This window comes from Streptomyces sp. NBC_01506, from assembly GCF_045040295.1.
GTDB lineage: Bacteria > Actinomycetota > Actinomycetes > Streptomycetales > Streptomycetaceae > Streptomyces.
This window is the reverse complement of record NZ_CP109422.1, coordinates 3,849,232-3,876,228: the sequence shown is the minus strand read 5'-3', so window position 1 is coordinate 3,876,228 and position 26,997 is coordinate 3,849,232. Positions and strand designations below refer to the sequence as shown.

Sequence of the window (26,997 nt, the reverse complement as noted above, 5' to 3'; positions counted from 1 at the left end):
ACCGACGCACCCCCCCAAACATCACGAAGGGCACCGGACATGGGTCCCCATCCTGCGGTCGCGGCGATACGCCTGGCGGTCCGCCGCGTACTCCACGACATCATCGCCGAACGCTCCGAATCCGACAGCTCCCCCATCGGGCCCTCGCGCCCCACCCCGGCAGCCGCCGACCGCTCCACCGCACCGCCCCCGGCCGACAGCCGGCCGCTGGTGCTCGTCGCCTGTTCCGGGGGCGCCGACTCCATGGCGCTCGCCTCCGCCCTCGCCTTCGAGGCCCGCAAACTCTCCGTGCGGGCGGGCGCCGTCACCGTCGACCACGGTCTCCAGCCCGGCTCCGATCTCCGTGCCTGCGAAGTCGTCTCCCGGCTCGCCGCCATGCGGCTCGATCCCGTCGAGTCCGTCGCCGTGACCGTCGGTCGTGACGGTGGCCCCGAGGCCGCCGCCCGCGACGCGCGCTACGCCGCCCTGGACGCCGCCGCGGAGCGGCACGGCGCCGCCGCCGTCCTGCTGGGCCACACCCGTGACGACCAGGCCGAGACCGTCCTGCTCGGCCTCGCGCGCGGCTCCGGCACCCGCTCGCTGTCCGGGATGGCCCCCGTCTCCGGCGCCACCGGCCGCTACCGCCGGCCGTTCCTCCAACTCGACCGGCAGACCGCCCGCAAGGCGTGCCTCGTCCAGGCGATCCCGGTCTGGGACGACCCGCACAACGCCGACCCCGCCTACACCCGCTCGCGGCTGCGCCACGAGGGACTGCCCGCCCTGGAGAAGGCGCTCGGCAAGGGCGTCGTCGAGGCCCTGGCCCGTACGGCGCAGCTCTCGCGCGACGACGCCGACGCCCTCGACGCCTGGGCCGCCGACGCCGAGTCCGCCGTACGGGACGACGCCGGGCAGTTGGAATGCGCCAAGCTCTACGCGCTGCCGCCCGCCGTCCGGCGCCGTGTCCTGCGCCGGGCCGCCGTGGTCGCCGGCGCCCCCGCCGGGTCGCTGTTCGCCCGGCATATCGAGGAGGTCGACCGCCTGATCACGGGCTGGCGGGGCCAGGGAGCCATCAATCTGCCGGGCCGCGTCGAGGCCCAACGGCAGGGTGGCAGACTGGTCATCCGGCAGGGCTGAAGCGCTCACGCACGACGGCTGTGTCTCCCGGGCGGCGAGTTCCGGCCTCCTGGCCGACAACGAAAGTGATGCGGGTGGACCACAAGGACATGGGCACCGACCTCCAGTCGGTGCTCATCACCAAGGAAGAAATCGACGCCAAGCTGGTCGAACTGGCCGCCAAGATCGACGCGGAGTACGCGGGCAAGGACGTCCTCCTTGTCGGCGTCCTCAAGGGCGCCGTGATGGTGATGGCGGACCTGGCGCGTGCGCTGTCCACCCCCGTGACGATGGACTGGATGGCCGTGTCCTCGTACGGCGCCGGTACCCAGTCCTCCGGTGTGGTCAGGATCCTCAAGGACCTGGACACCGACATCAAGGGCAAGCACGTCGTGATCGTCGAGGACATCATCGACTCGGGCCTGACGCTCTCGTGGCTGCTGTCGAACCTCGGCTCGCGCGAGCCGCTCTCGCTGGAAGTCTGCACGCTGCTGCGTAAGCCGGATGCCGCAAAGGTCGCGATCGATGTGAAATGGATCGGTTTCGACATTCCCAATGAGTTCGTCGTCGGCTATGGCCTCGATTACGCGGAGAAGTACCGCAATCTGCCATTCGTCGGCACACTCGCCCCCCATGTGTACGGCGGCTGAGCCGGGCCCGGCCCCCGCCGGTCCGGGGCGGGAACCCCCGCACCCTTCCCGCCGTTGGAGCATGGGAAGACCGGTTTCCCGGCAGTCCCGTGCGGTCGCGGGTGACAATGCTGGGGTACGGTCCGAAGAACAGTCTTTTCTCACAGCGGCATTTACCTACGGGCAGGAGGGACGGGGCGTTCTCGCTCCGTATGGATGGACGTGAAGCGATACTTCCGTGGGCCGGTCATGTGGATCGTGCTGGCCGTCCTCGCCGTGGTCGTGTTGATGCAGGTCGTCGGCTCGTCCGGCGGCTACAAGACGGTGGACACCGGCGAGGTCGTCCAGGCGATCGACAAGAACCAGGTCGACCAGGTCAAGCTGACCACCGGCGACGAACAGATCATCAAGATCGACCTCAAGGACGGTCAGAAGGTCCAGGGCGGCGACAAGGTACAGGCCAGTTACATCGGCACCCAGGGTGCCGCGCTGGCCGACAAGCTGCAGAGCAAGTTCGAGAGCGGCGACATCAAGCAGGGCTACACGGTCTCGCCCTCCAAGCAGAGCCCGTTCGTCTCCGTGCTGCTCTCCCTGCTGCCGTTCGTCCTCATCGTCGTGGTCTTCCTGTTCCTGATGAATCAGATGCAGGGCGGCGGCTCCCGAGTCATGCAGTTCGGGAAGTCCAAGGCCAAACTCATTACGAAGGACACGCCCAAGACGACGTTCGCCGACGTCGCGGGGTCCGACGAGGCCGTCGAGGAGCTTCACGAGATCAAGGAGTTCCTCCAGGAGCCCGCGAAGTTCCAGGCCGTCGGCGCCAAGATCCCGAAGGGTGTGCTGCTCTACGGCCCGCCCGGTACGGGCAAGACGCTGCTCGCCCGTGCGGTCGCCGGTGAGGCCGGTGTCCCGTTCTACTCGATCTCCGGCTCCGACTTCGTAGAGATGTTCGTCGGTGTCGGTGCCTCCCGAGTGCGTGACCTCTTCGAGCAGGCCAAGGCGAACGCCCCGGCGATCGTCTTCGTCGACGAGATCGACGCCGTCGGCCGGCACCGCGGTGCGGGTCTCGGCGGTGGCCACGACGAGCGTGAGCAGACGCTCAACCAACTGCTGGTCGAGATGGACGGGTTCGACGTGAAGGGCGGGGTCATCCTGATCGCCGCCACGAACAGGCCCGACATTCTCGACCCGGCCCTGCTGCGCCCGGGACGTTTCGACCGCCAGATCGCGGTCGACCGCCCCGACATGCAGGGCCGTCTGGAGATCCTCAAGGTCCACCAGAAGGGCAAGCCGGTCGCCCCGGACGTCGATCTGGGCGCTGTCGCCCGTCGTACGCCCGGCTTCACCGGCGCGGACCTGGCGAACGTGCTGAACGAAGCGGCGCTCCTCACGGCGCGCGGCGACAAGAAGCTCGTCGACAACCACGCCCTGGACGAGGCGATCGACCGAGTCGTGGCGGGTCCGCAGAAGCGGACCCGGATCATGTCCGAGAAGGAAAAGAAGATCACCGCGTACCACGAGGGCGGCCACGCCCTGGTCGCCGCGGCGTCTCCGAACTCCGACCCGGTGCACAAGATCACGATCCTGTCCCGCGGCCGGGCCCTGGGTTACACCATGGTCCTGCCCGACGAGGACAAGTACTCGACCACGCGCAACGAGATGCTTGACCAACTCGCCTACATGATGGGCGGGCGCGCGGCGGAGGAGCTGGTCTTCCACGACCCGACCACCGGTGCGGCCAACGACATCGAGAAGGCGTCGGCGACGGCACGTGCCATGGTCACGCAGTACGGCATGACCGAGCGGCTCGGCGCGATCAAGTTCGGCGGTGACAATTCGGAGCCCTTCGTCGGACGTGAGATGGGCCACCAGCGCGACTACTCGGAAGAGGTCGCCGCGCTGGTCGACGAAGAAGTCAAGAAGCTGATCGAGACGGCGCACAACGAGGCGTGGGAGATCCTGGTCGAGAACCGCGACGTTCTCGACAACCTGGTCCTCGCGCTGCTGGAGAAGGAGACGCTCAACAAGGAGCAGATCGCCGAGATCTTCTCGACGATCGTGCGGCGCCCGGCCCGTCCGGCGTGGACCGGCTCCTCGCGGCGTACGCCTTCGACACGTCCGCCGGTGCTCTCGCCCAAGGAGCTGGCCCTCACCAACGGAGCGACCGGTACCAACGGCGCGATTCCCGGAGTGACGACCGCTGACTCTGCGGCCGAGGCCGTTCCGGAGGACCGTCCGGAGAGCTGATCCCACCTCTCACCAGGCCCGGAATAGATACCGCGCCCCACAGGTCTTAGCCTGATGGGGCGCGGTATTTCTGTTGCCGCGCACGGAACGGCGGAGGAACGAGGCTCAGATGACCAACCCCGTGAAGCTGGACGGCGAGGGTGAGATCGGCGAGTTCGACGAGAAGAGGGCCGAGAACGCCGTACGGGAGCTTCTGATCGCGGTCGGGGAGGACCCGGACCGCGAGGGCCTGCGCGAGACGCCGGGGCGGGTGGCCCGCTCGTACAAGGAAATATTCGCGGGACTGTGGCAGCGGCCCGAGGACGTGCTGACGACGACGTTCGACATCGGCCACGACGAGATGGTCCTGGTGAAGGACATCGAGGTGCAGAGTTCCTGTGAGCACCATCTGGTGCCGTTCCACGGTGTCGCGCACGTCGGCTACATCCCGTCGGCCGACGGGAAGATCACCGGGCTGTCGAAGCTGGCGCGGCTCGTGGACGTGTTCGCCCGCAGGCCGCAGGTCCAGGAGCGGATGACCACACAGATCGCGGACTCGCTGATGAAGATCCTGGAGCCGCGCGGGGTGATCGTGGTGGTCGAGTGCGAGCACATGTGCATGTCCATGCGCGGGGTGCGCAAGCCCGGCGCCAAGACGATCACCTCGGCGGTACGGGGGCAGTTGCGCGACCCGGCGACGCGCAACGAGGCGATGAGCCTGATCATGGCCCGCTGACCCACCACGGGCGCGGGCCCCTGGGGCCGGGCTCAGGCGTGGCTCGGGTGCGTGCGTGGGCGTGGGCTCAGGCGTGCGCGGTGCCGGTGCCCTGGTTCTCGTCGTCGGACCCGTCCGGCAGCTTGCAGACGCGCTCCAGGAAGAACGCGGCCGCGATCACCGCGATGCCGGCCACCACCGAGGAGCCCGCGTAGTACGCCTGGTCCCGGCGGGCCGGGATGTCCAGATAGCCGAGCAGGAAGACGCCCGTCCCGCCGTACATTCCGGCGACCAGCGCCGCCACCAGCGCGCTCGCGTGGCCGAAAACCACGGCACGGGCCGCCATCAGCGGATCCACCCCCTTGGCGCCCGGCCGGCGCTCACGCTGGGCGCGTAGCCGGGAGCGCAGTGACAGCGCCGTCGCCGTGAGGACGACGGCGATCACCGCGAGCACGATGGGCGCGGCGAGCGGGACGCTGGGCAGGGTGCCGAGCGAGTCCCAGAGGCGCGTACCACCCCACGAGAGCACCCCGGCCACGGCGAAGAGGCCGAAGAGAACCCCGATCCGCAATTGCCTCACCGCGAGAGCCCGCCCTTCACCCGTACTCGTAACTGACACATATGACCCGCGCCCGCGCCGATGACCGGCCGACGGGCTCGCAGAGCCTAACGACTAGTCCGGCAGGCGGAGTTCCAGGTCCACGCGCGGCTCCACGCCCGCCTGCTCCACGACGGCGAGCAGTTCGGCGACCGTACCCCGCCCGGCGAGCAGCGCCTCGGGCTCCACGTCGTGCCAGGGCACGAGCACGAAGGCCCGCTGGTGGGCGCGCGGATGCGGCAGGGTGAGCACCGGGTCGTCGGAGACGACGTCCGCGTACGCCACGATGTCGACGTCGATGGTGCGCGGCCCCCAGCGCTCCACGCGGACGCGGTCGAAGGCTTCCTCGACGGCCTGCGCGCGCTCCAGCAGCGACGAGGGCGGCAGTGTGGTCTTCACCACGACGACCGCGTTGAAGTACGAGGGCTGGGAGCCCGGTTCGACACCCCAGGGCTGCGTCTCGTACACCGGCGACACCGCCTTGACACGAAGGCCCGGGGTGTCCTCCAGCGCGTCGATGGCGCCCTGAAGGGTCTCCAGCCGGTTGCCGAGGTTGGACCCGAGGCTGATCACGGCGCGCTTGGGGTTGGAGAGGGTGACGTCCGCCGCGTCGACCTGGGCCACCACCGAGGCCGGCACCGGCTGGACGGTCGGGTCGCTCTGGGGATTCATACTCGGCTCCGGGTGATGGTGATGGTCACATCGTCGAAGGGGACCGTGATCGGGGCGTCCGGCTTGTGCAGCGTCACCTCGACCTCCTCGACGCCGTCGTGCTTCAGGCACTGCTCGGCGATGCGCTCGGCGAGTGTCTCGATCAGGTCGACCGGCTCGCCCCGCACGACGGCCACGACCTCCTCGGCCACGATTCCGTAGTGGACGGTTCTCGTCAGGTCGTCACCGGCCGCCGCGGGGCGGGTGTCGAGGCTCATCACCAGATCCACGATGAAGGTCTGCCCCTCCTCGCGCTCCCGGGGGAAGACGCCATGGTGCCCACGGGCCTTGAGGCCGCGCAGCGCGAGACGGTCCACGCGAATCACTCCTGCTGTCGTTGGTCAAGTGGGGCACTATGCCGTATGCGGACGGCCGATGTCCCCGGTCGAATCTACTCGCGGGCACCGACAGGCCCTGCCCGTGGGGCCCCGGGCGCCGTGGACCGTGCCCGCGGCGGGCTCCGCGCGACTGGGCACCGCAGGTAGTTCCAGCGGCGCGGGACCCGCCCTCGTAAGGTCGCTTACCCACTCACGCGGGAGTTTCGTCGTCCTGCCCGTCGTCGGTTTCGGCCAGCACGGGCGAGCCGTGGTGGCACCAGATCCGCCAGCCGTCGGGGGTGCGGCGGAACACGTTGGTGGCGACCACGAGCTGGCCCACGAGCGGGCCGAGCGCGCCGCTCTCCTCGGCCGGTCCGCCGCTGAGGATGTTCTCGGTGCAGGTCACCAGAGCGGTGTCGCCGGCGACGGACACCGCGACATCCGTAAGGAAGAACTGGATGTACTCGGTGTTGGCCATGATCAGCGCGTACGAGCGCAGCACCTCGCCGCGGCCCGAGAGCACCCGCCAGCCCGGGTGGACACAACTGACGCCGGGGCTGTCGTCGTCCAGCCAGAGCGCGGACAGCGCGTCCAGGTCGCCGCGCTCCATGGCTTCGTAGAGGGCCGTGTTGAGGGCGTCGACCTGTTCCCTGTCGGTCCCGCTCGGCAGACGGCTCACCAGGCTCCCTCGACGGCGCGTGCCACGCGGACGGCGTCGGCGGTCGCGCGTACCTCGTGCACCCGTACCGCCCAGGCGCCCCCGTGCGCGGCGATCGCGGAGACCGCGGCGGTGGCGGCGTCGCGCTCGCGCGCGGGCGGCGGGGCGCCCTCACCGGCCAGCACACGGCCCAGGAACCGCTTGCGGGACGCGGCGACCAGCAGGGGTCTGCCCAGCGCCCGCAGGTCCGCCTGGTGGGCCAGCAGCGCGAGATCGTGCTCGGCGCCCTTGGCGAAGCCGAGACCGGGGTCGATCACCAGGCGCTCGGGCGCGATGCCGCCGGCGACGACCGCCGCCATGCGCTCGCGGAGTTCGGCCACCACCTCGGCGACGACGTCCGTGTAGACGGCGCGGTTGTTCATGTCCTGGCTGAAGCCGCGCCAGTGCATGACGACGAAGGGCACGCCCGCGGCGGCGACGGCGGGCACCATGGCCGGGTCCGCGAGGCCGCCGCTGACGTCGTTGACCAGGACGGCGCCGGCGGCCACCGCCTGGTCGGCGACCCGGGCGCGCATGGTGTCCACGGACACCGTGACGCCCTCGGAGGCCAGGCCCCGTACGACGGGTACGACGCGCCGCAGCTCCTCGTCCTCGTCGACCCGCGAGGCGCCGGGGCGCGTCGACTCACCGCCGACGTCCACCAGGTCGGCGCCCTCGGTGACCAGATCGAGACCGCGCTTCACGGCGGCGGTGGTGTCGAACCAGCGACCGCCGTCCGAGAAGGAATCGGGCGTCACATTGACGACGCCCATGACCGCGCAGCGGTCCCACTCGGGCAGGCCGTCGACCGTGCCCCTTCCGCCGTGCGCGCGCAACGTACTCATACGTCCACCCTAGGCCCGTAGACGGGCGGGTACGCGTCGCACGGCCCTGCGGCAGGAGCGGTCGGGTGCGGTCAGGGCGCGGCGATCTGGGCGACGGTCTCCAGTGCCACGTCGGTGCGGGGGATGGCGTTCGCGTCCGCGTCGATCGAGCGGCGCAGCGCCTCGTGCAGCTTGGCCGGGGTCAGTACGCCCAGGAAGCGGCCCGTCTCCTCCTTGTCGATGACGGCGATCCAGCCGGCGTCGTGCTGGAGCATCGTGGAGAACGCCTGCTTGAGGGAGGCGCCGACGGGCAGCCATGCCTCCATACGGCGGGCGTGCTCCCGTACGGTGCCCGAGGAGCCGGTCTGCTCGGTGGAGATCCAGCCGTGCAGATTGTCCTCGGCGTCCAGGACGACCGCCCAGCGCGCGCCCTCTTTGGAAAGCTTCGCCGCCGCGGCCCGCAGCGGGTCGTCCAGGTGCAGGACGGGCGGCTGCTCGAGGTCGCCCTCCTCGATCGGTGTGACCGAGAGCCGCTTGAGGCCGCGGTCCGCGCCGACGAAGTCGGCGACGTACGGCGTGGCGGGCGTGCCCAGCACGGCGGCGGGGGCGTCGAACTGCTCGATGGTGCCCTGCCCGTAGACGGCGATCCGGTCACCGAGGCGCACCGCCTCCTCGATGTCGTGCGTGACGAAGAGCACGGTCTTGTTGACGGCGGCCTGGAGCTTCAGGAACTCGTTCTGGAGGTGTTCGCGTACGACGGGGTCGACCGCGCCGAAGGGCTCGTCCATCAGCAGGACGGGCGGGTCGGCGGCGAGCGCCCGTGCCACGCCCACGCGTTGGCGCTGGCCGCCGGACAACTGCTCGGGGTAGCGGTCTGCGTAGACGGACGGGTCGAGGCCGACCAGGTCGAGGAGTTCGGCGGCGCGCGCCCGGCTCTTGCCGCGCTGCCAGCCCAGGAGATGGGGGACGGTCGCCGTGTTCTCCAGGATCGTCTTGTGCGGGAACAGGCCGACCTGCTGGATCACATAGCCGATCCGGCGTCGGAGTTGGACGGGATCGATGGTTGATATGTCGTCCCCGTCCATGAATATCCGGCCTTCGGTCGGTTCGATCAACCGGTTGACCATCTTCATCGTGGTGGTCTTGCCGCAGCCGGACGGTCCGACGAGCGTGACCAGCTCGCCCGCCGCGACCTCCAGGTTGAGGTCGTCGACGGCCGTGGTGCCGTCCGGGTAACGCTTGGTGACATGCTCGAATCGGATCATGATTTCCCCATTGTGACGCGTCTTGTGTGAAGGCAATGTTGCTGGAATGTGGCGGGCTTCCGCGATTGTCAGTGGTCGGGGATAGGGTCGCCGGGACAAAGACACCAGACATACGTTCGGGGAGATAGGGGAGGCGGGGGTGGATGAGCGCGCAAAGCTGCCTGGCGGCGAACGAATGGATCTGCGGAGAGTATCTGCGCTCCCGTAGCCAGGAGTTGATCGATGCGACGGTCCAGCACATCTGGATCACCGTCGTCTCGGTCCTCATCGGGCTGCTCGTGGCCTTTCCCCTCGCGCTGCTCGCCCGGGGGAAACCGGCTTTCGCCGGCCCCGTGCTCGGACTGACCACACTGCTCTACACGATCCCCTCGCTCGCGATGTTCTCGCTGCTGCTGCCGTTCTTCGGGCTGTCGTCCGCGCTGGTGGTCACCGGCCTGGTGCTCTATTCGCTGACGATCCTCGTGAGAAACATCATGGCGGGCCTCGAATCCGTCCCCGAGGAGGCCAAGGAGGCCGCGCGCGGGATGGGGTACGGCTCCGGGCGGCTGCTCTGGGAGGTCGAGCTGCCGCTCGCGCTGCCCGCGCTGATGGCGGGTGTGCGGATCGCGACGGTCTCGACGGTCGCGCTGACGACCGTCGGCTCGATCGTGGGGCGCGGCGGGCTCGGCAATCTCATCGAGGACGCGCTGCCGAGTCTGTTCAAGGCCCAGGTGCTCGCCGCGTCCGTGCTGTGCGTGCTGCTGGCGATCACCTTCGACCTGCTGCTTCTGGGACTCCAGCGGCTGCTGACGCCCTGGACACGCGTGCGTACGGGCAAGGGCCGCGCGTCACGTCCGGTGCGTACGGGCCGGACCGGCCGCCCGGTGAAGGTGGGGGGCTGACCCATGGGTGTGCTGGGTGACGCGTGGACGTGGTTGATCACCGGCTCCAACTGGTCCGGTGAGAGCGGGGCGCTGACCAGGCTCGGTGAGCATGTGTACGTCAGCGGGGTCGCGCTCGCGTTCGCCTGCGCGATAGCCCTGCCGACGGCCTTCTACCTCGGGCACATCGGCAAGGGCGGCGCGCTCGCCGTCAACATCTCCAACGTGGGGCGGGCGATCCCGGTCTTCGCCGTGCTCGCCCTGTTCATGCTCTCCCCGCTGCGCAACGCCGGCTATGTGCCGACGATCGTCGCGCTGGTGCTGTTCGCCGTGCCGCCGCTGCTGACCAACGCCTATGTGGGCATGCGGGAGGTGGACCGCGCGGTGCTCGAAGCCGCCCGGGGCATGGGGATGTCCGGGCGCCAGCTCTTCCTCAGGGTCGAGCTGCCCCTCGCGTACCCGATGGTGATGACCGGCCTGCGGTCGGCGTCCGTGCAGGTGGTCGCCACGGCCACGATCGCGGCGATGGTCGGCCAGGGCGGCCTCGGGCGGATCATCACCGCCGGCTTCAACACGTACGACACCCCGCAGGTGGTCGCGGGCGCGCTCCTGGTGGCGCTGCTCGCGCTGCTGGTCGAGGGCGTGCTCGTGGCGGTGGACCGGGTGCTCGACCCGTCCCCGTCCCCGTCCCCCTCCACCGCCGTCACCCGGGCACGATCCGAGTGACACGACAAGTGTGTGACGACCGACTTTCTCGGCCCCTTCCACGGGCCTCAACGGATGGTGAACTCTCATGAGCAAGACCTCGCGCATGGCGGGTGCGGTACTTGGCGTTGTCGCCCTGACCGGGTCGCTCGCCGCGTGCGGCGGCGACAGCCTGGAATCGGACGGCGGCTCCGACAAGGGTTCGGGATCCGACAAGAAGGGCTCCCTCGTCGTCGGCGCCGCCGCCTTCACCGAGTCCAAGGTGCTCGCCGAGTTGTACGCGCAGATCCTCGGTGACGGCGGCTACGACGCCTCCGTCACGACGGTGAAGAACCGCGAGCTGTACGAGCCTTCTCTGGAGAAGGGTGAGATCGACGTCGTCCCGGAGTACGCGGCGACGCTGACCGAATTCCTCAACGCCAAGGTGAACGGCGCGGACGAGGCACTGAAGACCCCCCTCGCCTCCAGCGACACGGCCGCCACGGTCGCCGCCCTGGAGAAGCTGGCCGAGCCGCGCGGGCTGAAGGTGCTCCCCGCCGGCAAGGCGGTCGACCAGAACGCCTTCGCCGTGACAAAGGAATACGCGGAGAAGAACGATCTGAAGACCCTTTCGGATCTGGGCGCGTCGAAGCTCAAGGTGAAGATCGCCGCGGGCGACGAGTGCGAGGTGCGGCCGTTCTGCGCGCCCGGTCTCAAGGAGACGTACGGCATCGACGTCACCGGCATCGACCCGCAGGGTGTCGGCACGCCGCAGGCCAAGCAGGCGGTGAAGGACGGCAAGGACCAACTGGTGCTCAGCACCACCACCGACGGCACGCTCGACAGCTTCGGCCTGGTGGTCCTCGAGGACGACAAGAAGCTCCAGAACGCGGACAACGTCCTTCCGGTGGTCAATGCCAAGGACGCCGGTTCTCAGGAGATAGCGGACCTTCTCGGCAAGCTCACCGACGCCCTCACGACGGACGATCTCGCGCAGCTCAACCTGAAGGTCGACGCGGAACGCGCGAAGCCCGCGGATGTCGCCAAGGAGTATCTGGAGTCCAAAGGTCTCATCGGCAAGTAGCCCGTCAGCGGCGGGAAGCAGAGAGGAAGCAGACGGGAAGTAGGCGAGAAGTAGGCATGAAGTAGAGAGACGGGAGTGGAGTCGGCAACGGACGGGGAAAGATTGTCCGGCCGACCCCCATTCCGCGGCCACGCGCGGTAAATTTCGGGCCATGCCACGTGGACGCCATCGCCATTCCCCGCCCCTCCACAGGATTCTGCCGCCCTCGGCCGTGGCGGGGGCCGCGGCCTTGTGCGCCGCGGGTGCCTGGCTCCTCGCGGAACCCGTGGCGCTCCGCGCTCTGGTGGCCGTCACCGCGCTCGCCGCCGTCACCGGCGCCTGTCTGATGCGCAGTTGGGACTCGGCGGCGGGCCGGCGTGTCGCGGAGCTGTTGCGCGCGCGGGCGAGCGAGGAGTGGAAGACCGAGGAGCGAATAGCCGAACTCGAAGCGGATATCGACGAATCGCGCGAGATCCGCACCCGGCTCGACACCAAACTGCGCGCCAAGCGGGTCGAACTCGCCAAACTGCGCGGTGAGCACGCCGCGCTCCTGCGGCGCTACGCCACGGCGGAGACCGCGCGGGCCACCGCGCTGGAAGGCCGCCGGCAGCTCGCCATCGAAGCGGCCCAGGAGCCCAAGGCGCTGCCCCCCGCGGGCAGTACGCCCAGCGCGTCGGTGTACTTCCGCGCCGCGCAGGCCCTGGAGGACCTGACGCGCAACGGCGTCGCGCAGCACACCAGCCGCATCCTCGAAGAGGCCCGCCGGATCGAACTCAACGAACGCGCGGCCCGTGAGGCCGAGGACAGAGCCCGCGCCGAGCGGGCGGAGCAGGTCGAGCGGGCCGCGCGGGCCGAGCGCGAGAAGGAAGCCAGGCAGCGGCAGGCCGCGCGGAAGGCGGCAGGCGCCGAGCACACGCGCCCGTCGTCCGCGCTTCCGCTGAAGGCCGGGCCGGCGTCGTCGCTGCCCGCCACCCGCCCCCATCCCTCCGCATCGGCGATCGTCCCGTACAACCGGCGGCACCGGCTCCAGCGGGGTCCCGAGGGAGGTTTCGACTTCTTCGGTACGCAGAAGGGCGGCCCGGCGTCGATCGAACCGCCCGCCGACGCGACGAAGGACGGCCCGGCCGACACGGAGGCCGTGGACACCGGGGCCGGACGGGCGGAGCCGGCGCAGTTGGAGCGGGCGCAGCACGAGGACCTTGCCGATGTGGTCGGCGAGGAGGCCCTGGCCGTACGGCACAGGACCGAGGAGCGGGCGGTGGGCGAGGTCATCGACCTCACGGAGCACGACGAGACCGAGCCGCTGCCACTGGGGCAACTGCGCAGCGCGATCGGCTCCTGACGGGCGCAAGGGCGCAAGGGCGCAGGGGCGAAAGGCCCCGCACGGCCCGCTACTTGTCGATGTCGCCGACGACGAAGAAGAGCGAGCCGAGGATCGCCACCATGTCGGCCACCAGGGTGCCCGGCAGCAGTTCGGTCAGGGCCTGGATGTTGTTGAAGGACGCCGAGCGCAGCTTGAGCCGGTACGGCGTCTTCTCGCCCTTCGACACCAGGTAGTAGCCGTTGATGCCGAGCGGATTCTCCGTCCAGGCGTACGTGTGTCCCTCGGGCGCCTTGAGGACCTTCGGCAGCCGCTGGTTGATCGGACCGGGCTCCAGGTCGGCGATGCGGTCCAGGCACGCGTCCGCGAGGTCGAGCGAGTTGTGGGTCTGCCCCAGCAGGCACTCGAAGCGGGCCAGACAGTCGCCGTCCTCGCGGGTGACGACCTTCAGGGTGTCCTGGAGTTCCCCGTACGCGAGATACGGCTCGTCGCGCCGCAGATCGAAGTCGACGCCCGACGCCCGCGCGATCGGCCCCGACACCCCGTACGCGTGCACGGCCTTGGCCGACAGCACGCCCACGCCCCGGGTGCGGCCCCGGAAGATCTCGTTGCCGAGGACCAGCCTGTCGTACACGTCCATCCGCGAACGGACCTCGGCGACCGCGTGCCTGGCGCGGCCGAGCCAGCCGGCGGGCAGATCCTCCTTGAGACCGCCGACCCGGTTGAACATGAAGTGCATCCGGCCGCCGGAGATCTCCTCCATGACGGCTTGCAGCTCCTCGCGCTCCCGGAACGCGTGGAACACCGGGGTGATCCCGCCCAGTTCGAGGGGGTAGGAGCCGAGGAACATCAGATGGTTGAGCATCCGGTTCAGCTCGGCGAGCAGGGTCCGGGTCCACACGGCCCGCTGCGGCACCTCCATACCGAGCATGCGCTCGACGGCCATCACCACACCCAGCTCGTTGGAGAACGCCGACAGCCAGTCGTGGCGGTTGGCGAGCATCACGATCTGGCGGTAGTCGCGCGCCTCGAACAGCTTCTCCGCGCCCCGGTGCATGTAGCCGATGACCGGCTCGGCGTGCCGGATCACCTCGCCGTCGAGTACCAGACGCAGTCGGAGCACACCGTGCGTGGAGGGGTGCTGGGGCCCGATGTTGAGCACCATGTCCGTGCTCTCGGCCGCGCCGCCGATGCCGACCGTCGTGCGCGTGGTCTCCGTCATGGGGCCCAGTCTCTCAGAGCGGCCCGGACGGGTGTCAGCAGCCAGCCGAAGTCCCCGAGGCCGCCGCGGGCGGTCAGTTCGGCGGCCTGGCCGGCGGTGGCGAGCGCGCCTATGTAGGAGGCGGGGTCGGTCGTGGCGAGGGAGAGCGGCGGGCGCGCGCCGCTGACGCCGAGGCGGTGCAGGGCCTCGCGCTGACTCAGTACGAAGGCCCCTGGCCCGCCCGGCCCGCCTGGCCCGCCCGGCCCGCCCGGCCCGCCCGGCCCGCCCGAGTCACCCGCATCGCCCAAGTCGCCCGAGCCGGCCGGGCGTTCGGCCCAGCCCGAGGCGTACGGGCCGCCGCCCCCGTCGTCCGCCATCACCGCCGCGCGCGCCGCCGCCGCGCACGCGTCCAGCGCGACATGGGCGGTGATGTCGCAACTCCCGTCCGGCACCGGGCGCACCTCGCGGCCGTCGCGGAACCCGGTCAGCGTCCCGAACAGCGGCCGGTCGCCCCGTACATGCGCGTAGTCGACGGCCACCGCAAGACCCCGCTCCAGCGTCGCCACGGCGGCGGCCCACGCCTCGTCACGGCTACGGCCGATCTCCGCCCGCGCGCCCGGCCCGCCCATCGGCCACCAGCGCGCCAGCCACGCGGCGTCCGCGCCGTCGACGGGGGCGCCGGGCCGCTCCGTCCCGTCGGGACCGACCAGGACGTGGCGCACCGTCCCGTCGGGCCCGGTCTCGGCGACGTCCACCGGCACGTTGTCCAGCCACTCGTTGGCGAACAGCAGCCCGCGCACACCGGCCGGCGGCCGGTCGGTCCACTCGATACGCGGATCCAGTCCCGGCGGGCGCGTGGCCCGTTCCACGGCGTACGGCCTGACGGCGAGCCCGTCCGGTACGGCGCCCAGGACCCCGGTCAGCAACTCTCCGCGCCCCGCCCCGACATCGACCAGCGCGATCTCGTCGGTGTCCAGCGCCTCGGCGGTCGCCACCAGCAGCCTCGCGACGGCCGACGCGAAAAGCGGGGAGGCGTGCACGGACGTGCGGAAGTGCCCGGCGGGGCCCTCAGGGCGCCGGTAGAAGCCCTCGGGGCCGTACAGCGCGCTCTCCATGGCCGCGGCCCATCCGCGCGGCTCCACGGCCCGCAGGGCCCCGTGAGCCACGTCGCGCTTACACGTCTCATCCGTCACAGGCCCAAGTCTCCACCTTGGGGAGTACGCGCCGACCGCGCGGATCGGCCCTCCGGTTGACCCTTCTACCTTTCCCGCTTCCCTACGCTGGGTTACGTGCAGCGTCTCTATGATTTTCTCCGCAGACACCCGACGGGCGTCGACAGCTTCTGGGCTGTGGTGCTCATCGGGTGGTCCGTGCTGTGGCTGGGGACGCAGCCGGTCGACGGCGGGCCGACCGCCGTGGCCGCGGTCGTGGTCCTGCTGCTGTCGCTGAGCGTCGCGCTGCGCCGACGCGCACCGGACAAGATGCTGCTGCTCACCGCCGTCCTGGGCGTGGTCCAGCTACTGACCGATGTCGGGGTCAACCCGGCGAACTTCGCCATGCTGGCGCTCATCTACACGGTCGCCGCCCGCGGCGGCCCCCGCTGGGCCTCCAGGCTGGGGCTGATCGGCGGACTGGCGGCGGCGCCGCTGGCGCAAGTGCGCTGGCCCATCTCCGATGCCAGCTTCGGCGGGCAGGTCTTCTTCACCATCGTGATGAGCGTGCCCTTCCTGCTCGCCTGGGTGCTCGGCGACTCCATCCGTACCCGCCGCGCCTACTTCGCCGAGCTGGAGGCGCGCGCCACCCGGCTGGAGAAGGAGCGCGAGGCGCAGGCCAAGGTGGCCGTCGCCGCCGAGCGCGCGCGGATCGCCCGCGAACTGCACGACGTCGTCGCGCACAACGTGTCGGTGATGGTCGTCCAGGCCGACGGTGCCGCCTATGTCCTGGACAGCGCGCCCGAGCAGGCCAGACAGGCCCTGGAGACCATCTCGGGCACCGGACGGCAGGCGCTGGCGGAGATGCGCCGGCTGCTCGGTGTGCTGCGGACCGGAGACGTCAAGGAGAGCGGCGAATACGTGCCGCAGCCCGACGTCCAGCAGATAGAGGACCTGGTCGAACAGGTGCGGTCGGCGGGGCTCACCGTCGACTTCAAGGTCGAGGGCACCCCCCGGTCGCTGCCGAGCGGGGTCGAGCTGACCGCGTACCGGATCGTGCAGGAGGCCCTGACGAACAGCCGCAAGCACGGCGGACCCGATGTGGGAGCCAGCGTGCGTCTGGTCTACTTCGACGACGGGCTCGGACTTCTGGTCGAGGACGACGGGCGTGGCGCGGGCCACGAGCTCTACGTGGACGGTGGCGCGGACGGCCGGGGGCACGGGCTCATCGGGATGCGCGAGCGCGTCGGCATGGTCGGCGGCACGCTCGACGCGGGGCCGCGCCCGGGGGGCGGCTTCCGCATCAGCGCGCTGCTGCCGCTCAAGCCCGCGCACTGAGGCGGCGACTACCGTCACTCCTGACCCCTGCACCTCGTCACCCCCATTGGCACCCCGCCCATCTACCGCTGGACCAACCGACAAGGAGCCGCCGATGTCGATCCGCGTGATGCTCGTCGACGACCAGGTGCTGCTACGCACCGGTTTTCGTATGGTGCTGGCCGCACAGCCGGACATGGAGGTCGTCGCGGAGGCGGGCGACGGCGCCGAGGCGATCGAGAATCTGCGCGGCACCGCCGTGGACGTCGTCCTGATGGACGTCCGTATGCCACGGCTGGACGGCGTCGAGGCGACCCGCCGCATCTGCGCGGAGCCCGGTGCGCCGAAGGTGCTCATCCTGACCACGTTCGACCTTGACGAGTACGCCTTCTCGGGGCTCAAGGCGGGCGCCAGCGGCTTCATGCTCAAGGACGTGCCGCCGTCCGAACTGCTGACCGCGATCCGCGCCGTGCACAGCGGTGACGCGGTCGTCGCGCCGTCCACGACACGGCGGCTGCTCGACCGCTTCTCGGCCATGCTGCCGAGCGGCAAGGAGAACACCGCGGCCACCGGCGCCATGGAGCGGCTGACCGGCCGTGAGCGCGAAGTCATGCTGCTGGTCGCCCAGGGCCTGTCGAACGGCGAGATCGCCGCCCGCCTCGTGCTCTCCGAGGCGACCGTGAAGACACATGTCGGCCGCATCCTCACCAAGCTCGGGCTGCGCGACCGGGTGCAGGTGGTGGTGCTCGCGTACGAGTCAGGGCTGGTACGCGCCGGGGGAGGAGCCCTCTGATGCTGCTGTGGATCAACGGGCCCTTCGGCGGCGGGAAGACACAGACCGCGCACGAGATCGCGCGGCGGCTGCCGGGCAGCGTCATCTGCGATCCCGAGAACGTCGGGTACGGACTGCACCGCATGCTGCCCGCCCGGCTCCGGGGCGACTTCCAGGACCTGCCCGTCTGGCGGCAGGGGGTGCACGACATGCTCGACCTGGTGCTGCGCGAGCACGAGGGACCGGTGATCGCGCCCATGACGCTCGTCGACGACGGCTACTTCAAGGAGATCATCGGCCGGCTGCGCGAGAAGCACGACGTACGCCACTTCGCGCTGCTGGCCGAGCGCGAGACCGTCCTGAAGAGGCTCAACGAACGCGGACTCGGGATGGGGCTCAAGTGGGAGAGCTTCGCCGTCGGGAAGCTGGACCACTGTCTGGAGCGACTGTCCCGGCCGGAGTTCGGCGAGCACATCCGTACCGACAGCGTGACGATCCCGCGGATCGCCGACACCGTCGCCGCGTCGGCCGGGCTGCGGCTGGCCCCGAACACCGACAGCGCGCTGCGCCACCGGCTGCGGCGCACCTGGACCAGCGTGAAGCACATCCGTATCGGCTGAGTCCGCGACGGCGGCCGGGCCGGGCCGCGGTGGCTTCCCCGCTCCCCCGTTTCCTCGTTTCCCCGCTCCTTCACCGGGTCACCGCAGCACGCCCTCCAGGAAGTCACTGCCGAGCCGGGCCACCAGGGTCACGTCCAACTGATGCAGCACATAGCGCCCCCGGCGGCGGGTCGTCAGCAGCCCGGCCCTGCGCATCACGGCCAGATGCCGGGACACCTCGGGCGCCGTGATCCCGTACGCGTCGGCCAGCTCGCCCGTCGTGTACGAACCCCGCGCGAGGCTGCGGCACATCCGCATCCGCATGGGGTGGGCGACGGCCTCCAGACGCAGCTTGACCATCTCCACGGAGGGCGCGGCGCCCGACGGCTCCGGGCTGCCCACCGGATACTGCACGACCGGACGCCAGCCTGGCGCGTACAGCGCGAGCAGATGCGGCCAGCCGAAGGCGGTCGGCAGGAAGGTCAGGCCCGATCCGGCCGCGGTCGTGCGGCCCGATGTGAGCTTGTCCACGACGACGGCGATGCCCGGTCCCGGTCCCGTCTCCTGGAGGCTCACGGCGGACGAGACGGCGGCGACGGCCTCCGCGAGGCCCTTGTGCCGCAGCAGCTCCGTCTTGTGCCGGGCGTCGGCGGCCAGTTGGACCCGCACGCGCCGCCAGGTCTCGGCGAAGAACGCCTCGTCGCAGTCCTCCAGCAACTGCCGTATCCATGCCCGGACGGCGGGCGGATCGGTCAGCATGCGCCGTACGAACGCGGACTGGCGCGGCCCGCGCGCCGCCGCCAGCTCCAGCGCGCGCTCGCCCGCACGGGCGTCCACCAGGGGGGACGGCGCGTCCGTGCCGTACTGACTGGCGCAGGAGATCTCCAGCGCCGCCGCCACATACAGCTCGTCCGGCATCGTGTCGAGGTCGTCCAGCTCCTCGGCCAGCGTCTCGCGGGGGCGGGCCGGCAGCAGGATGTCGGAGCGGGCGGACCGCCACAGGAAGTCCGCCTCGTGCATTCGATCGGCCAGCTCGGGCTTGAGACCGGCGGACGTGGAAGTGACCCAGCCGTGCAGCCGGGCGTGGTGGCCGGGCTCGGACAGCGCGTGCAGGGCGGCGCCCAGCTCCGCGAGCGGGGAGGGTCCGAAGACGATCCGCTCGTGGGGCAGCCCGGTGATGTCGATGGTCACGCTCATGGGTCCATGCTGCACGCCGCCACTGACAACGCGGCGGACGATTGACGGCGCCGGTCAATCGGCGGGCCCGGTCCCCGGCCCCACGCGCGACTGCGGCCCCACGGGAGTCGGTGGCCGCACCCGCGACTGTGGCCCCACCTACGACTGTGGCCGTACGCGCGCCAGGAACTCCCGTACGGCCTGCCGGACGTCGTCCGCCGTCCACTCCAGCCCGTCCGACCCCACCGTCACCTCCGTCAGCGCCACCCCCGGCGGGCCCGCGCCCGACTCGAACCAGCGGCGGAACAGCGTCACACCGGTCTCCTCGGCCTGCCGCACCGCCGCCTCGGTCAGCACGGCCGCTTCGTACGGAAGCCACACCTGGAACTGGTGCGTGTGAGGCGACTGAGGATGCACCCGGAACCACGGGGCCGTCGATCCCCCCGCCGTGTCCGAAGCCGGCGCCGCGAATCCGTCCGCGAGCGCCGCCGCGACCACGCGCGCGTGCGCCACGTACGACGGCAGCCGCGGCAGCTCGCGCTCCAGCCCCAGCAGCGCGGACAGCGCCGCCGGATACTGCTGGAAAAGCTGCCCTCCGTACCGATGCCGCCACACCCGCGCCTCCTCGACCACCTCCGAAGGCCCCACGAGCATCGCCCCGGACAGGCCGCCCAGGGACTTGTAGAAGGACACGTACACGCTGTCGGCGAGCTCCGCGATCTCCTGAAGAGGCCGGCCGAAGTGCGTCACGCACTCCCACAGACGCGCGCCGTCGAAGTGCACCACCGCGTCGCGCTCACGCGCCGCCGCCACCACGGCGACCAGCTCGTCCCACGTCGGCAGCACGAATCCCGCGTCGCGCAGCGGCAGTTCCAGCATCAGCGTGCCGAACGGCTCGGCGGTGGCGTGGATCTCCTCGGCCGTCGGCAGCCGCGGCTCGGTCGTCGGGTGGACCGTGCGCAGGCCGCTCACGACCGACAGGGCGCCGCCCTCGTGCACCTGAGGGTGCGCCAGCGGATGCAGCGCCACGGTCGCGTTCCCGGTGCGCCCCGCCCAGCACCGCAGCGCCACTTGCTGCGCCATGGTCCCGGACGGGAAGAACGCGGCGGCCGGGAAGCCGAGCAGGGCCGCCACCCAGCTCTCCAGCTCGGCGACGACCCCGTCCCCGTACACGTCCGTCCACTCGTCCAGGTCGTAGACCGACGACGCGTCGGCCGCCAGAGCGGCCAGCCCCTCACCGACGGGCCGGTCGGCGGAGCCGCGCCACAGGGTCCGCCGAGATGCCTGCCAGGCGGCCGGCCGCCGTCGCCGTTCGTCCTGTTCGCCGGTGTCTGCCATGGGGCGATCATCGTGCACCGCGCACACATGTCCTACTGGGTTTCGCCGGGTCGCCCACCGCCTGTGGACAGTCGGGGAATGCCACGAAACGCTGGCGTAGCATGGCGAGAAATCGTCCGGTACCCGTCGCGGACTGGAACGGAAGGCCCCGCCGCGTGAACGCATCAGCAGTTCCCATGGATCCCCGTGACCCGAGGGACAGGCCCGCCCGGCTCACGGTCGGAGTCGTGGGTTCCGGCCGTGTCGGACCGGCGCTGGCCGCCGCTCTGCGGCTCGCCGGACACCGCCCGGTCGCCGCGTCGGGCGTCTCCGACGCCTCCGTACGCAGGGCGGCCGTCCTGCTCCCCGACGTGCCCCTCGTGACGCCCGCCGAGGTGCTCGCCCGCGCCGAACTGGTGCTGCTGACCGTTCCGGACGACGCGCTGCCCGGCCTGGTCGAAGGGCTCGCCGAGACCGGAGCCGTACGCCCGGGACAGTTGCTGGTCCACACCTCGGGGCGGTACGGCACGAAGGTGTTGTCGCCCGCCCTGCGCGCGGGCGCGCTGCCGCTCGCGCTGCACCCCGCGATGACGTTCACGGGCACCTCCGTGGACGTCCAGCGGCTCGCGGGCTGCTCCTTCGGAGTCACAGCTCCCGACGAACTGCGCCTGGCCGCCGAGGCGTTGGTCATCGAGATGGGCGGCGAGCCCGAGTGGGTCGAGGAGGACTTCCGCCCGCTCTACCACGCGGCGCTGGCGCTCGGTGCGAACCATCTGGTCACGCTGGTCGCCCAGTCGATGGAGCTGCTGAGCAAGGCCGGGGTCGCGGCTCCCGCCAGGATGCTCGGCCCGCTCCTGGGCGCCGCCCTCGACAACGCGCTGCGCTCCGGCGACGCCGCGCTCACCGGCCCCGTGGCGCGCGGCGACGCGGGCACCGTCGCCGCACATGTCACCGAGCTGCGCGAGCACGCGCCCGCCGCCGTGCCGGGCTATCTGGCCATGGCCCGTACGACGGCCGACCGGGCGCTCGCCCACGGGCTGCTCAAGCCGGAGCTGGCCGAGGATCTGCTGGATGTCCTCGCCGACGGGGACCAGCACGGAGGGAGCGGCCGATGAGTCTCCAACTGGCCTCCACGCGCGCGGAGCTGGACCTGCTGCTCGCGCGCCACGGCGACCGGCCGGTTTCCGGCGCCCGTACCGCCGTCGTCATGACGATGGGCGCTCTGCACGACGGCCACGCCGCGCTCGTACGCGCGGCCCGCGCCCATGTCGGCCCGGCGGGCTTCGTCGTCGTCACCGTCTTCGTCAACCCGCTCCAGTTCGGCGCGGGCGAAGACCTCGACCGCTACCCCCGGACACTCGAATCGGACCTGAAGACGGCCGGGACGGCGGGCGCCGACGCCGTGTTCGCGCCGTCCGTCGAGGAGGTGTACCCGGGCGGTACGCCCCAGGTACGGATCTCCGCCGGCCCCATGGGACAGCGCCTCGAAGGCGCCGCGCGGCCCGGACACTTCGACGGCATGCTCACCGTCGTCGCGAAGCTGCTGCATCTCACCGCCCCCGACGTCGCCTTCTACGGACAGAAGGACGCCCAACAGCTCGCGCTGATCCGGCGGATGGCCCGCGACCTGAACTTCCCGGTCGAGATCGTCGGCGTGCCGACGGTCCGCGAGGACGACGGTCTCGCGCTCTCCAGCCGCAACCGTTTCCTGTCCGCCACCGAGCGGCGCACCGCACTCGCGCTCTCCCGGGCCCTGTTCGCCGCGCGGGACCGCCTCGGCGCCCAGCACGCGCTGCGCGCCCGCGCGCGGTCCGCGCCCACGTCCAGGGCCCGCGCGGCGGCCCTCTCCGCGCTCGGCGAGGCCCGTGCCGCCGCCGACACCCACGCGGTGGCGCACGCCGCCTCCCACACGCCGCCGACGCGCGGCTACGGCGCCCACGCCGTACGGTCGGCGGCCCGCGTCATCCTCGACCAGGCGGTCAGGGACAGCCCGTCCTTCACCCTCGACTACCTGGCCCTCGTGGACCCCGCCGACTTCACCGAGGTCCCCGACGACCACACCGGCGAGGCCGTCCTCGCCGTGGCCGCGCGGGTCGGCGCGACGCGGCTGATCGACAACATCCCCCTGACGTTCGGAGCTTCCCAGTGACCGCCGAGCCCGCCCCCAAGCCGCAGCCCGGCCGCCCGGCCGGCATCCAGCTCACCGCGCCCGTGCCCGGCTGGTCCGTCGACGCCGACGTGGTCGTGGTCGGCTCCGGCGTCGCCGGACTCACCGCGGCGCTGCGCTGCGCCGCGGCCGGGCTCAGGACGGTCGTCGTCACCAAGGCCCGCCTGGACGACGGCTCCACCCGCTGGGCGCAGGGCGGCATCGCCGCCGCCCTCGGCGAGGGCGACACCCCCGAGCAGCACCTGAGCGACACCCTCGTCGCGGGCGTGGGCCTGTGCGACGAGGAGGCCGTACGCACCCTGGTCACCGCGGGCCCCGACGCCGTACGCCGCCTGATCGGGACCGGCGCGCGCTTCGACACGGCGGACACGGGCGATCTCCAGTTGACCCGCGAGGGCGGCCACCACCGCCGCCGTATCGCCCACGCGGGGGGCGACGCGACCGGCGCGGAGGTCTCCCGCGCCCTGGTGGACGCGGTGCGCGACGCCTCCCTGCGCACGGTCGAGAACGCGCTGGTCCTCGACCTCCTTACGGATGAACACGGCAACACCTCCGGCGTCACCCTCCATGTCATGGGCGAGGGCCAGCACGACGGCGTCGGAGCCGTCCACGCCCCCGCCGTCGTCCTGGCCACCGGCGGCATGGGCCAGGTCTTCGCGGCCACGACCAACCCCGCCGTGTCCACCGGCGACGGCGTGGCCCTCGCGCTGCGCGCCGGCGCGGAGGTCTCCGACCTCGAATTCGTGCAGTTCCACCCGACGGTGCTCTTCCTCGGCGCCGGATCGGAGGGCCAGCAGCCGCTGGTGTCCGAGGCGGTACGGGGCGAGGGCGCCCATCTCGTGGACGCCGACGGGGTCCGCTTCATGCTCGACCAGCACGAACTCGCCGAGCTGGCGCCCCGCGACATCGTCGCCAAGGGCATCACGCGCCGCATGCTGGAGCAGGGCGCCGAACACATGTATCTGGACGCCAGACACTTCGGTGCCGACATGTGGGCCACCCGCTTCCCCACGATCCTCGCCGCCTGCCGCGCCCACGGCATCGACCCGGTCACCGAGCCGATCCCGGTGGCGCCCGCCGCCCACTACGCGTCCGGCGGCGTCGTCACGGACCTGCGCGGCCGTACGACCGTGCCGGGCCTGTACGCGTGCGGTGAGGTGGCCTGCACGGGCGTGCACGGCGCGAACCGGCTCGCGTCCAACTCCCTTCTCGAAGGGCTGGTGTTCGCCGAGCGCATCGCGGCCGACATCGCCGCGGTCGCGGCGGCCCCCCGCCCCGCGCCCGCCGCCGCGCGGAGCACGACCGGCACGCGCGAGACGGCCCTGCTGCCGCTCATCGCCCCCGAGGCGCGCCTGGCGATCCAGCGCGTCATGTCCGAAGGCGCGGGCGTCCTCAGGTCCGCCACGAGCCTGGGCGTGGCCGCCGAGGCCCTTGAGGCCGTGTACCAGGACGCCCTGGGGCCCACGGACCCCACGAAGCCCGCCCAGCCGGGCGTCGAGTCGTGGGAGACCTCCAACCTCCTGTGTGTCGCCCGCGTCCTCGTGGCCGCCGCCCTGGAGCGCGAGGAGACCCGCGGCTGCCACTGGCGCGACGACTTCCCCGAGCGTGACGACGCCCACTGGCGCCGCCACCTCGTCGTACGCCTCGGGGCGGGCCGCGCCCTGGAGCTGAGCCGGACCGACACCCCCGCGTTTCCCGCCGTACACCCCGTAGATCCCCCCGCCCCCAGGGAGCCCTCACCGTGAGCACGCCCGAAGACCGTCCGCGCGCCGAGGCCGTGGACGTACCGCTCATCCAGATCGGCGCCCCGGCGTCCGCCGCGGGCGGCTGCGGCGACGGCTGCGGCTGTTCCGACGGCGAGGACTCCCCGGAGTGCGGTCTGGACCCGGCGCTCGCCGCGCTGCTGGCCGAAGCCGGACTCGACCCCGTCCAGGTCGAGGACATCGCCCACGTCGCCATCGGCGAGGACCTGGACCACGGCGTGGACGTCACGAGCGTCGCGACCGTCCCCGCCGACGCCGTCGCCACCGGCGACTTCACGGCCCGCAGGAGCGGCACGGTCGCCGGGCTGCGCGTCGCCGAGGCCGTCCTGTCCCTCGTCTGTACGGAGGACTTCGAGGTCGAGCGGCACGTCGAGGACGGTGACCGTGTCGAGGCCGGTCAGAAGCTCCTCAGCGTCACCACCCGCACCCGTGACCTGCTCACCGGGGAGCGCAGCGCGCTCAACCTCCTGTGCAGGCTCTCCGGCATCGCGACCGCCACGCGCGCGTGGGCCGACGCGCTGGAAGGCACCGGCGCCAAGGTGCGCGACACCCGTAAGACGACGCCCGGTCTGCGCGCCCTGGAGAAGTACGCGGTGCGCTGCGGCGGCGGCGTCAACCACCGGATGTCGCTGTCCGACGCCGCGCTCGTCAAGGACAACCACGTGGTGGCCGCCGGCGGGGTCGCGGAGGCGTTCAAGGCCGTACGCGACCGGTTCCCCGACCTCGCGGTCGAGGTGGAGACCGACACCCTCCAGCAGGTCCGCGAAGTCCTCGACGCGGGCGCCGACCTGATCCTGCTGGACAACTTCACCCCGGCCGAGACCGCGGAGGCCGTCGCCCTCGTCGCCGGCCGGGCCCTGCTGGAATCGTCCGGCACGCTGGCCCTGGAGAACGCCCGCGCGTACGCCGAGACCGGCGTCGACTATCTCGCCGTCGGCGCCCTCACGCACTCCGCGCCGATCCTCGACATCGGCCTCGACCTGCGCGAGGCGGGTGTCTGATGCTGCTCACCATCGACGTCGGCAACACCCACACCGTGCTCGGCCTGTTCGACGGCGAGGAGATCGTCGAGCACTGGCGCGTGTCCACCGACTCGCGCCGTACGGCCGACGAACTCGCCGTCCTCCTTCAGGGACTGATGGGGATGCACCCGCTGCTCGGCGACGAGCTGGGCGACGGCATCGAGGGCATCGCGATCTGCTCCACCGTGCCGTCCGTCCTGCACGAACTGCGCGAGGTGACGCGCCGCTACTACGGAGACGTGCCGGCCGTCCTGGTCGAGCCCGGCATCAAGACCGGCGTACCGATCCTGGTGGACAACCCGAAGGAGGTCGGCGCCGACCGGATCATCAACTCGGTCGCCGCCGTCGAGCTGTACGGCGGCCCCGCGGTCGTCGTGGACTTCGGCACGGCCACGACCTTCGACGCGGTCAGCGCGCGCGGGGAGTACACGGGCGGTGTCATCGCGCCCGGCATCGAGATCTCCGTGGAGGCGCTGGGCATCAAGGGCGCCCAACTGCGCAAGATCGAGCTGGCCAGGCCGCGCAGCGTCATCGGCAAGAACACCGTCGAGGCGATGCAGTCGGGCATCGTGTACGGGTTCGCCGGCCAGGTCGACGGGGTCGTGAAACGGATGGCGCGCGAGCTGGCCGAGGACCCCGGCGAGGTGACCGTGATCGCGACGGGCGGCCTGGCGCCGATCATCCTCGGTGAGGCGTCGGTGATCGACGAGCACGAGCCCTGGCTGACGCTGATCGGCCTGCGACTGGTGTACGAGCGCAACGTGTCGCGCATGTAGGCGGCGGCCCGCCGGCAGACCCCGGACCCCGCCGCGCCGCAGCCGTCGCGTTTGGACGATTTTGTGCGGTTCGTGAGTATCGTCACCCCATGCCCACGCCCTACGGATCCCGCGGCGGCATGGCGTTCGGCGCAGACGAGCTGCGAGTGCTCCGAGGCGCCCTCGCCGTCGCCCTCCACCCCGCTCCCCTCCCCGACGAGGACGTCCAGGCATGCCTGCGGCTCGCCGAGTCCGTGGACGAGGCGGTCCGCGAGGCCGGCCGGCTGCGGGCGTTCCTGCTCGCCGACCTCGCCCGCTACCGCGCCGCGCTTCCCGGCTCGGCCGCCGGTTATCTGGAGCTTCTCCAGGACGCCCTGGCCGCCGGGTACGACCCCCGCCCGGAGGACCTCATGGCTCTGCGCACCCTGCGCCCCGCACCCGTCGCCACCGCGCTGCTCGACCGTTGTCAGCGGATCGCCGAGAACTCCGTACGGGCCCGGCTCGCAGGCCGCTCACCCGCCGCTCCCGCGCCCCGTACGCGGCTGCTGGCCCTCCAGGGCGGCCGTGCCGCCGCGGACCCGCAGGAGCCGAAGGAGGAGCCCGCGAAGCCGCCCGCGAAGACACCCGCGCCGCCCCGCCGCCCGGCGGCCCCCGGGCGCCCGCCCGCGGATCGCCCGATGCCCAAGCCGTCCGAGGTCTTCCCGCCACGCCGTAAGCCCACGCCCCCGCCGGAGCAGCGGGCCGCCGGATAGCTATTC

General features: G+C 71.7%; 27 protein-coding genes. 17 read left to right on the top strand and 10 right to left on the bottom strand.

Annotation, left to right across the window (positions count from 1 at the left end; genetic code table 11):
• Positions 1 to 39 precede the first annotated feature (39 nt).
• The 4 genes from tilS to folE all read left to right on the top strand — a co-directional run bounded on the left by tilS (position 40) and on the right by folE (position 4,680).
• Entirely contained in the window at positions 40 to 1,113 is a 1,074-nt protein-coding gene (gene tilS / locus OG329_RS16930; RefSeq protein WP_405796037.1) for a tRNA lysidine(34) synthetase TilS, read from the top strand.
• 68 nt (positions 1,114 to 1,181) lie between these two features.
• A complete protein-coding gene (gene hpt / locus OG329_RS16925) occupies positions 1,182 to 1,742 on the top strand; it encodes a hypoxanthine phosphoribosyltransferase (protein ID WP_405796035.1) in 561 nt (186 codons plus the stop codon).
• Between the two features lie 195 nt (positions 1,743 to 1,937).
• Positions 1,938 to 3,965: an ATP-dependent zinc metalloprotease FtsH gene (ftsH, locus tag OG329_RS16920; RefSeq protein WP_405796033.1), complete on the top strand. Its 2,028-nt coding sequence runs from the start codon at positions 1,938 to 1,940 to the stop codon at positions 3,963 to 3,965.
• Between the two features lie 109 nt (positions 3,966 to 4,074).
• On the top strand, positions 4,075 to 4,680 hold the full coding sequence (folE, locus tag OG329_RS16915; RefSeq protein ID WP_405796031.1) for a GTP cyclohydrolase I FolE: 606 nt from the start codon (positions 4,075 to 4,077) through the stop codon (positions 4,678 to 4,680).
• A gap of 67 nt (positions 4,681 to 4,747) precedes the next feature.
• Here the strand turns inward: folE and OG329_RS16910 are convergent, their stop codons facing one another.
• The 6 genes from OG329_RS16910 to OG329_RS16885 all read right to left on the bottom strand — a co-directional run bounded on the left by OG329_RS16910 (position 4,748) and on the right by OG329_RS16885 (position 9,071).
• Positions 4,748 to 5,239, bottom strand: coding sequence for a DUF3180 domain-containing protein (locus OG329_RS16910; protein WP_405796030.1), 492 nt, complete (start codon positions 5,237 to 5,239; stop codon positions 4,748 to 4,750).
• 93 nt (positions 5,240 to 5,332) lie between these two features.
• Positions 5,333 to 5,929, bottom strand: coding sequence for a 2-amino-4-hydroxy-6-hydroxymethyldihydropteridine diphosphokinase (gene folK / locus OG329_RS16905; protein WP_405796028.1), 597 nt, complete (start codon positions 5,927 to 5,929; stop codon positions 5,333 to 5,335).
• Positions 5,926 to 6,285 (bottom strand): dihydroneopterin aldolase, encoded by a 360-nt coding sequence (folB, locus tag OG329_RS16900; protein WP_405796027.1) that lies wholly within the window; start codon positions 6,283 to 6,285, stop codon positions 5,926 to 5,928. The genes folK and folB overlap by 4 nt, the downstream gene beginning before the upstream one ends.
• Before the next feature lie 211 nt (positions 6,286 to 6,496).
• A complete protein-coding gene (locus OG329_RS16895) occupies positions 6,497 to 6,955 on the bottom strand; it encodes a nuclear transport factor 2 family protein (RefSeq protein ID WP_405801884.1) in 459 nt (152 codons plus the stop codon).
• A 5-nt stretch (positions 6,956 to 6,960) separates the two neighbouring features.
• Positions 6,961 to 7,827 carry a dihydropteroate synthase gene (folP, locus tag OG329_RS16890; protein WP_405796025.1) on the bottom strand — a complete coding sequence of 289 codons (867 nt, stop codon included), beginning with the start codon at positions 7,825 to 7,827 and terminating at the stop codon, positions 6,961 to 6,963.
• Between the two features lie 71 nt (positions 7,828 to 7,898).
• On the bottom strand, positions 7,899 to 9,071 hold the full coding sequence (locus OG329_RS16885) for an ABC transporter ATP-binding protein (RefSeq protein WP_405796023.1): 1,173 nt from the start codon (positions 9,069 to 9,071) through the stop codon (positions 7,899 to 7,901).
• A gap of 143 nt (positions 9,072 to 9,214) precedes the next feature.
• Between OG329_RS16885 and OG329_RS16880 the strand changes: the two genes are divergently transcribed.
• From OG329_RS16880 to OG329_RS16865, 4 genes are all read left to right on the top strand, one after another.
• Complete coding sequence (locus OG329_RS16880; RefSeq protein ID WP_405796022.1) at positions 9,215 to 9,952, top strand: ABC transporter permease; 738 nt, start codon at positions 9,215 to 9,217, stop codon at positions 9,950 to 9,952.
• A 3-nt stretch (positions 9,953 to 9,955) separates the two neighbouring features.
• Entirely contained in the window at positions 9,956 to 10,657 is a 702-nt protein-coding gene (locus OG329_RS16875; protein ID WP_405796020.1) for an ABC transporter permease, read from the top strand.
• Positions 10,658 to 10,724: 67 nt separating this feature from the next.
• On the top strand, positions 10,725 to 11,699 hold the full coding sequence (locus OG329_RS16870) for a glycine betaine ABC transporter substrate-binding protein (RefSeq protein WP_405796018.1): 975 nt from the start codon (positions 10,725 to 10,727) through the stop codon (positions 11,697 to 11,699).
• A gap of 151 nt (positions 11,700 to 11,850) precedes the next feature.
• Complete coding sequence (locus tag OG329_RS16865) at positions 11,851 to 13,020, top strand: hypothetical protein (RefSeq protein ID WP_405796016.1); 1,170 nt, start codon at positions 11,851 to 11,853, stop codon at positions 13,018 to 13,020.
• Between the two features lie 49 nt (positions 13,021 to 13,069).
• Here OG329_RS16865 and OG329_RS16860 read toward each other — a convergent pair whose 3' ends face one another.
• A complete protein-coding gene (locus OG329_RS16860) occupies positions 13,070 to 14,221 on the bottom strand; it encodes an NADH-quinone oxidoreductase subunit D (RefSeq protein WP_405796015.1) in 1,152 nt (383 codons plus the stop codon).
• Entirely contained in the window at positions 14,218 to 15,315 is a 1,098-nt protein-coding gene (locus OG329_RS16855; RefSeq protein ID WP_405801883.1) for an SAM-dependent methyltransferase, read from the bottom strand. Before OG329_RS16855 ends, OG329_RS16860 begins: the two co-directional genes overlap by 4 nt.
• Before the next feature lie 174 nt (positions 15,316 to 15,489).
• On the opposite strand from OG329_RS16855, the gene OG329_RS16850 reads away from it, so the two are divergent.
• The 3 genes from OG329_RS16850 (at position 15,490) to OG329_RS16840 (ending at position 18,060) form a co-directional block, all read left to right on the top strand.
• Positions 15,490 to 16,689, top strand: a complete 1,200-nt coding sequence (locus OG329_RS16850) for a sensor histidine kinase (protein ID WP_405796013.1) — start codon at positions 15,490 to 15,492, stop codon at positions 16,687 to 16,689.
• A 94-nt stretch (positions 16,690 to 16,783) separates the two neighbouring features.
• Positions 16,784 to 17,461, top strand: a complete 678-nt coding sequence (locus tag OG329_RS16845; RefSeq protein WP_405796012.1) for a response regulator — start codon at positions 16,784 to 16,786, stop codon at positions 17,459 to 17,461.
• The gene (locus OG329_RS16840) at positions 17,461 to 18,060 is read left to right on the top strand and encodes an AAA family ATPase (RefSeq protein ID WP_405796010.1); all 600 of its coding nucleotides are present in this window, start codon (positions 17,461 to 17,463) and stop codon (positions 18,058 to 18,060) included. Before OG329_RS16845 ends, OG329_RS16840 begins: the two co-directional genes overlap by 1 nt.
• A gap of 78 nt (positions 18,061 to 18,138) precedes the next feature.
• On the opposite strand, the gene OG329_RS16835 is transcribed toward OG329_RS16840, so the two are convergent.
• Positions 18,139 to 19,236: a DUF5937 family protein gene (locus tag OG329_RS16835; RefSeq protein WP_405796008.1), complete on the bottom strand. Its 1,098-nt coding sequence runs from the start codon at positions 19,234 to 19,236 to the stop codon at positions 18,139 to 18,141.
• Between the two features lie 138 nt (positions 19,237 to 19,374).
• Positions 19,375 to 20,553, bottom strand: coding sequence for a threonine aldolase family protein (locus tag OG329_RS16830; RefSeq protein ID WP_405796007.1), 1,179 nt, complete (start codon positions 20,551 to 20,553; stop codon positions 19,375 to 19,377).
• Positions 20,554 to 20,708: 155 nt separating this feature from the next.
• Between OG329_RS16830 and OG329_RS16825 the strand changes: the two genes are divergently transcribed.
• The 6 genes from OG329_RS16825 (at position 20,709) to OG329_RS16800 (ending at position 26,991) form a co-directional block, all read left to right on the top strand.
• The gene (locus OG329_RS16825) at positions 20,709 to 21,647 is read left to right on the top strand and encodes a Rossmann-like and DUF2520 domain-containing protein (protein ID WP_405796006.1); all 939 of its coding nucleotides are present in this window, start codon (positions 20,709 to 20,711) and stop codon (positions 21,645 to 21,647) included.
• Positions 21,644 to 22,681, top strand: a complete 1,038-nt coding sequence (panC, locus tag OG329_RS16820; RefSeq protein WP_405796005.1) for a pantoate--beta-alanine ligase — start codon at positions 21,644 to 21,646, stop codon at positions 22,679 to 22,681. Before OG329_RS16825 ends, panC begins: the two co-directional genes overlap by 4 nt.
• The gene (locus OG329_RS16815) at positions 22,678 to 24,444 is read left to right on the top strand and encodes an L-aspartate oxidase (protein WP_405796003.1); all 1,767 of its coding nucleotides are present in this window, start codon (positions 22,678 to 22,680) and stop codon (positions 24,442 to 24,444) included. The genes panC and OG329_RS16815 overlap by 4 nt, the downstream gene beginning before the upstream one ends.
• Positions 24,441 to 25,463, top strand: coding sequence for a carboxylating nicotinate-nucleotide diphosphorylase (gene nadC / locus OG329_RS16810; protein ID WP_405796002.1), 1,023 nt, complete (start codon positions 24,441 to 24,443; stop codon positions 25,461 to 25,463). The genes OG329_RS16815 and nadC overlap by 4 nt, the downstream gene beginning before the upstream one ends.
• On the top strand, positions 25,463 to 26,260 hold the full coding sequence (locus OG329_RS16805) for a type III pantothenate kinase (protein WP_405796000.1): 798 nt from the start codon (positions 25,463 to 25,465) through the stop codon (positions 26,258 to 26,260). Before nadC ends, OG329_RS16805 begins: the two co-directional genes overlap by 1 nt.
• Positions 26,261 to 26,379: 119 nt before the next feature.
• Positions 26,380 to 26,991 (top strand): hypothetical protein, encoded by a 612-nt coding sequence (locus tag OG329_RS16800; protein WP_405801882.1) that lies wholly within the window; start codon positions 26,380 to 26,382, stop codon positions 26,989 to 26,991.
• The last annotated feature ends 6 nt before the right edge of the window (positions 26,992 to 26,997 follow it).

Coding starts and splice junctions, on each gene's coding strand:
- tilS (WP_405796037.1), top strand. CDS start 40: ATGGGTCCCCATCCTGCGGTCGCGGCGATACGCCTGGCGGTCCGCCGC.
- hpt (WP_405796035.1), top strand. CDS start 1,182: ATGCGGGTGGACCACAAGGACATGGGCACCGACCTCCAGTCGGTGCTC.
- ftsH (WP_405796033.1), top strand. CDS start 1,938: ATGGACGTGAAGCGATACTTCCGTGGGCCGGTCATGTGGATCGTGCTG.
- folE (WP_405796031.1), top strand. CDS start 4,075: ATGACCAACCCCGTGAAGCTGGACGGCGAGGGTGAGATCGGCGAGTTC.
- folK (WP_405796028.1), bottom strand. CDS start 5,929: ATGAATCCCCAGAGCGACCCGACCGTCCAGCCGGTGCCGGCCTCGGTG.
- folP (WP_405796025.1), bottom strand. CDS start 7,827: ATGAGTACGTTGCGCGCGCACGGCGGAAGGGGCACGGTCGACGGCCTG.
- OG329_RS16885 (WP_405796023.1), bottom strand. CDS start 9,071: ATGATCCGATTCGAGCATGTCACCAAGCGTTACCCGGACGGCACCACG.
- OG329_RS16880 (WP_405796022.1), top strand. CDS start 9,215: ATGAGCGCGCAAAGCTGCCTGGCGGCGAACGAATGGATCTGCGGAGAG.
- OG329_RS16875 (WP_405796020.1), top strand. CDS start 9,956: ATGGGTGTGCTGGGTGACGCGTGGACGTGGTTGATCACCGGCTCCAAC.
- OG329_RS16870 (WP_405796018.1), top strand. CDS start 10,725: ATGAGCAAGACCTCGCGCATGGCGGGTGCGGTACTTGGCGTTGTCGCC.
- OG329_RS16865 (WP_405796016.1), top strand. CDS start 11,851: ATGCCACGTGGACGCCATCGCCATTCCCCGCCCCTCCACAGGATTCTG.
- OG329_RS16860 (WP_405796015.1), bottom strand. CDS start 14,221: ATGACGGAGACCACGCGCACGACGGTCGGCATCGGCGGCGCGGCCGAG.
- OG329_RS16855 (WP_405801883.1), bottom strand. CDS start 15,315: ATGGAGAGCGCGCTGTACGGCCCCGAGGGCTTCTACCGGCGCCCTGAG.
- OG329_RS16845 (WP_405796012.1), top strand. CDS start 16,784: ATGTCGATCCGCGTGATGCTCGTCGACGACCAGGTGCTGCTACGCACC.
- OG329_RS16840 (WP_405796010.1), top strand. CDS start 17,461: ATGCTGCTGTGGATCAACGGGCCCTTCGGCGGCGGGAAGACACAGACC.
- OG329_RS16835 (WP_405796008.1), bottom strand. CDS start 19,236: ATGAGCGTGACCATCGACATCACCGGGCTGCCCCACGAGCGGATCGTC.
- OG329_RS16830 (WP_405796007.1), bottom strand. CDS start 20,553: ATGGCAGACACCGGCGAACAGGACGAACGGCGACGGCGGCCGGCCGCC.
- panC (WP_405796005.1), top strand. CDS start 21,644: ATGAGTCTCCAACTGGCCTCCACGCGCGCGGAGCTGGACCTGCTGCTC.
- OG329_RS16805 (WP_405796000.1), top strand. CDS start 25,463: ATGCTGCTCACCATCGACGTCGGCAACACCCACACCGTGCTCGGCCTG.
- OG329_RS16800 (WP_405801882.1), top strand. CDS start 26,380: ATGGCGTTCGGCGCAGACGAGCTGCGAGTGCTCCGAGGCGCCCTCGCC.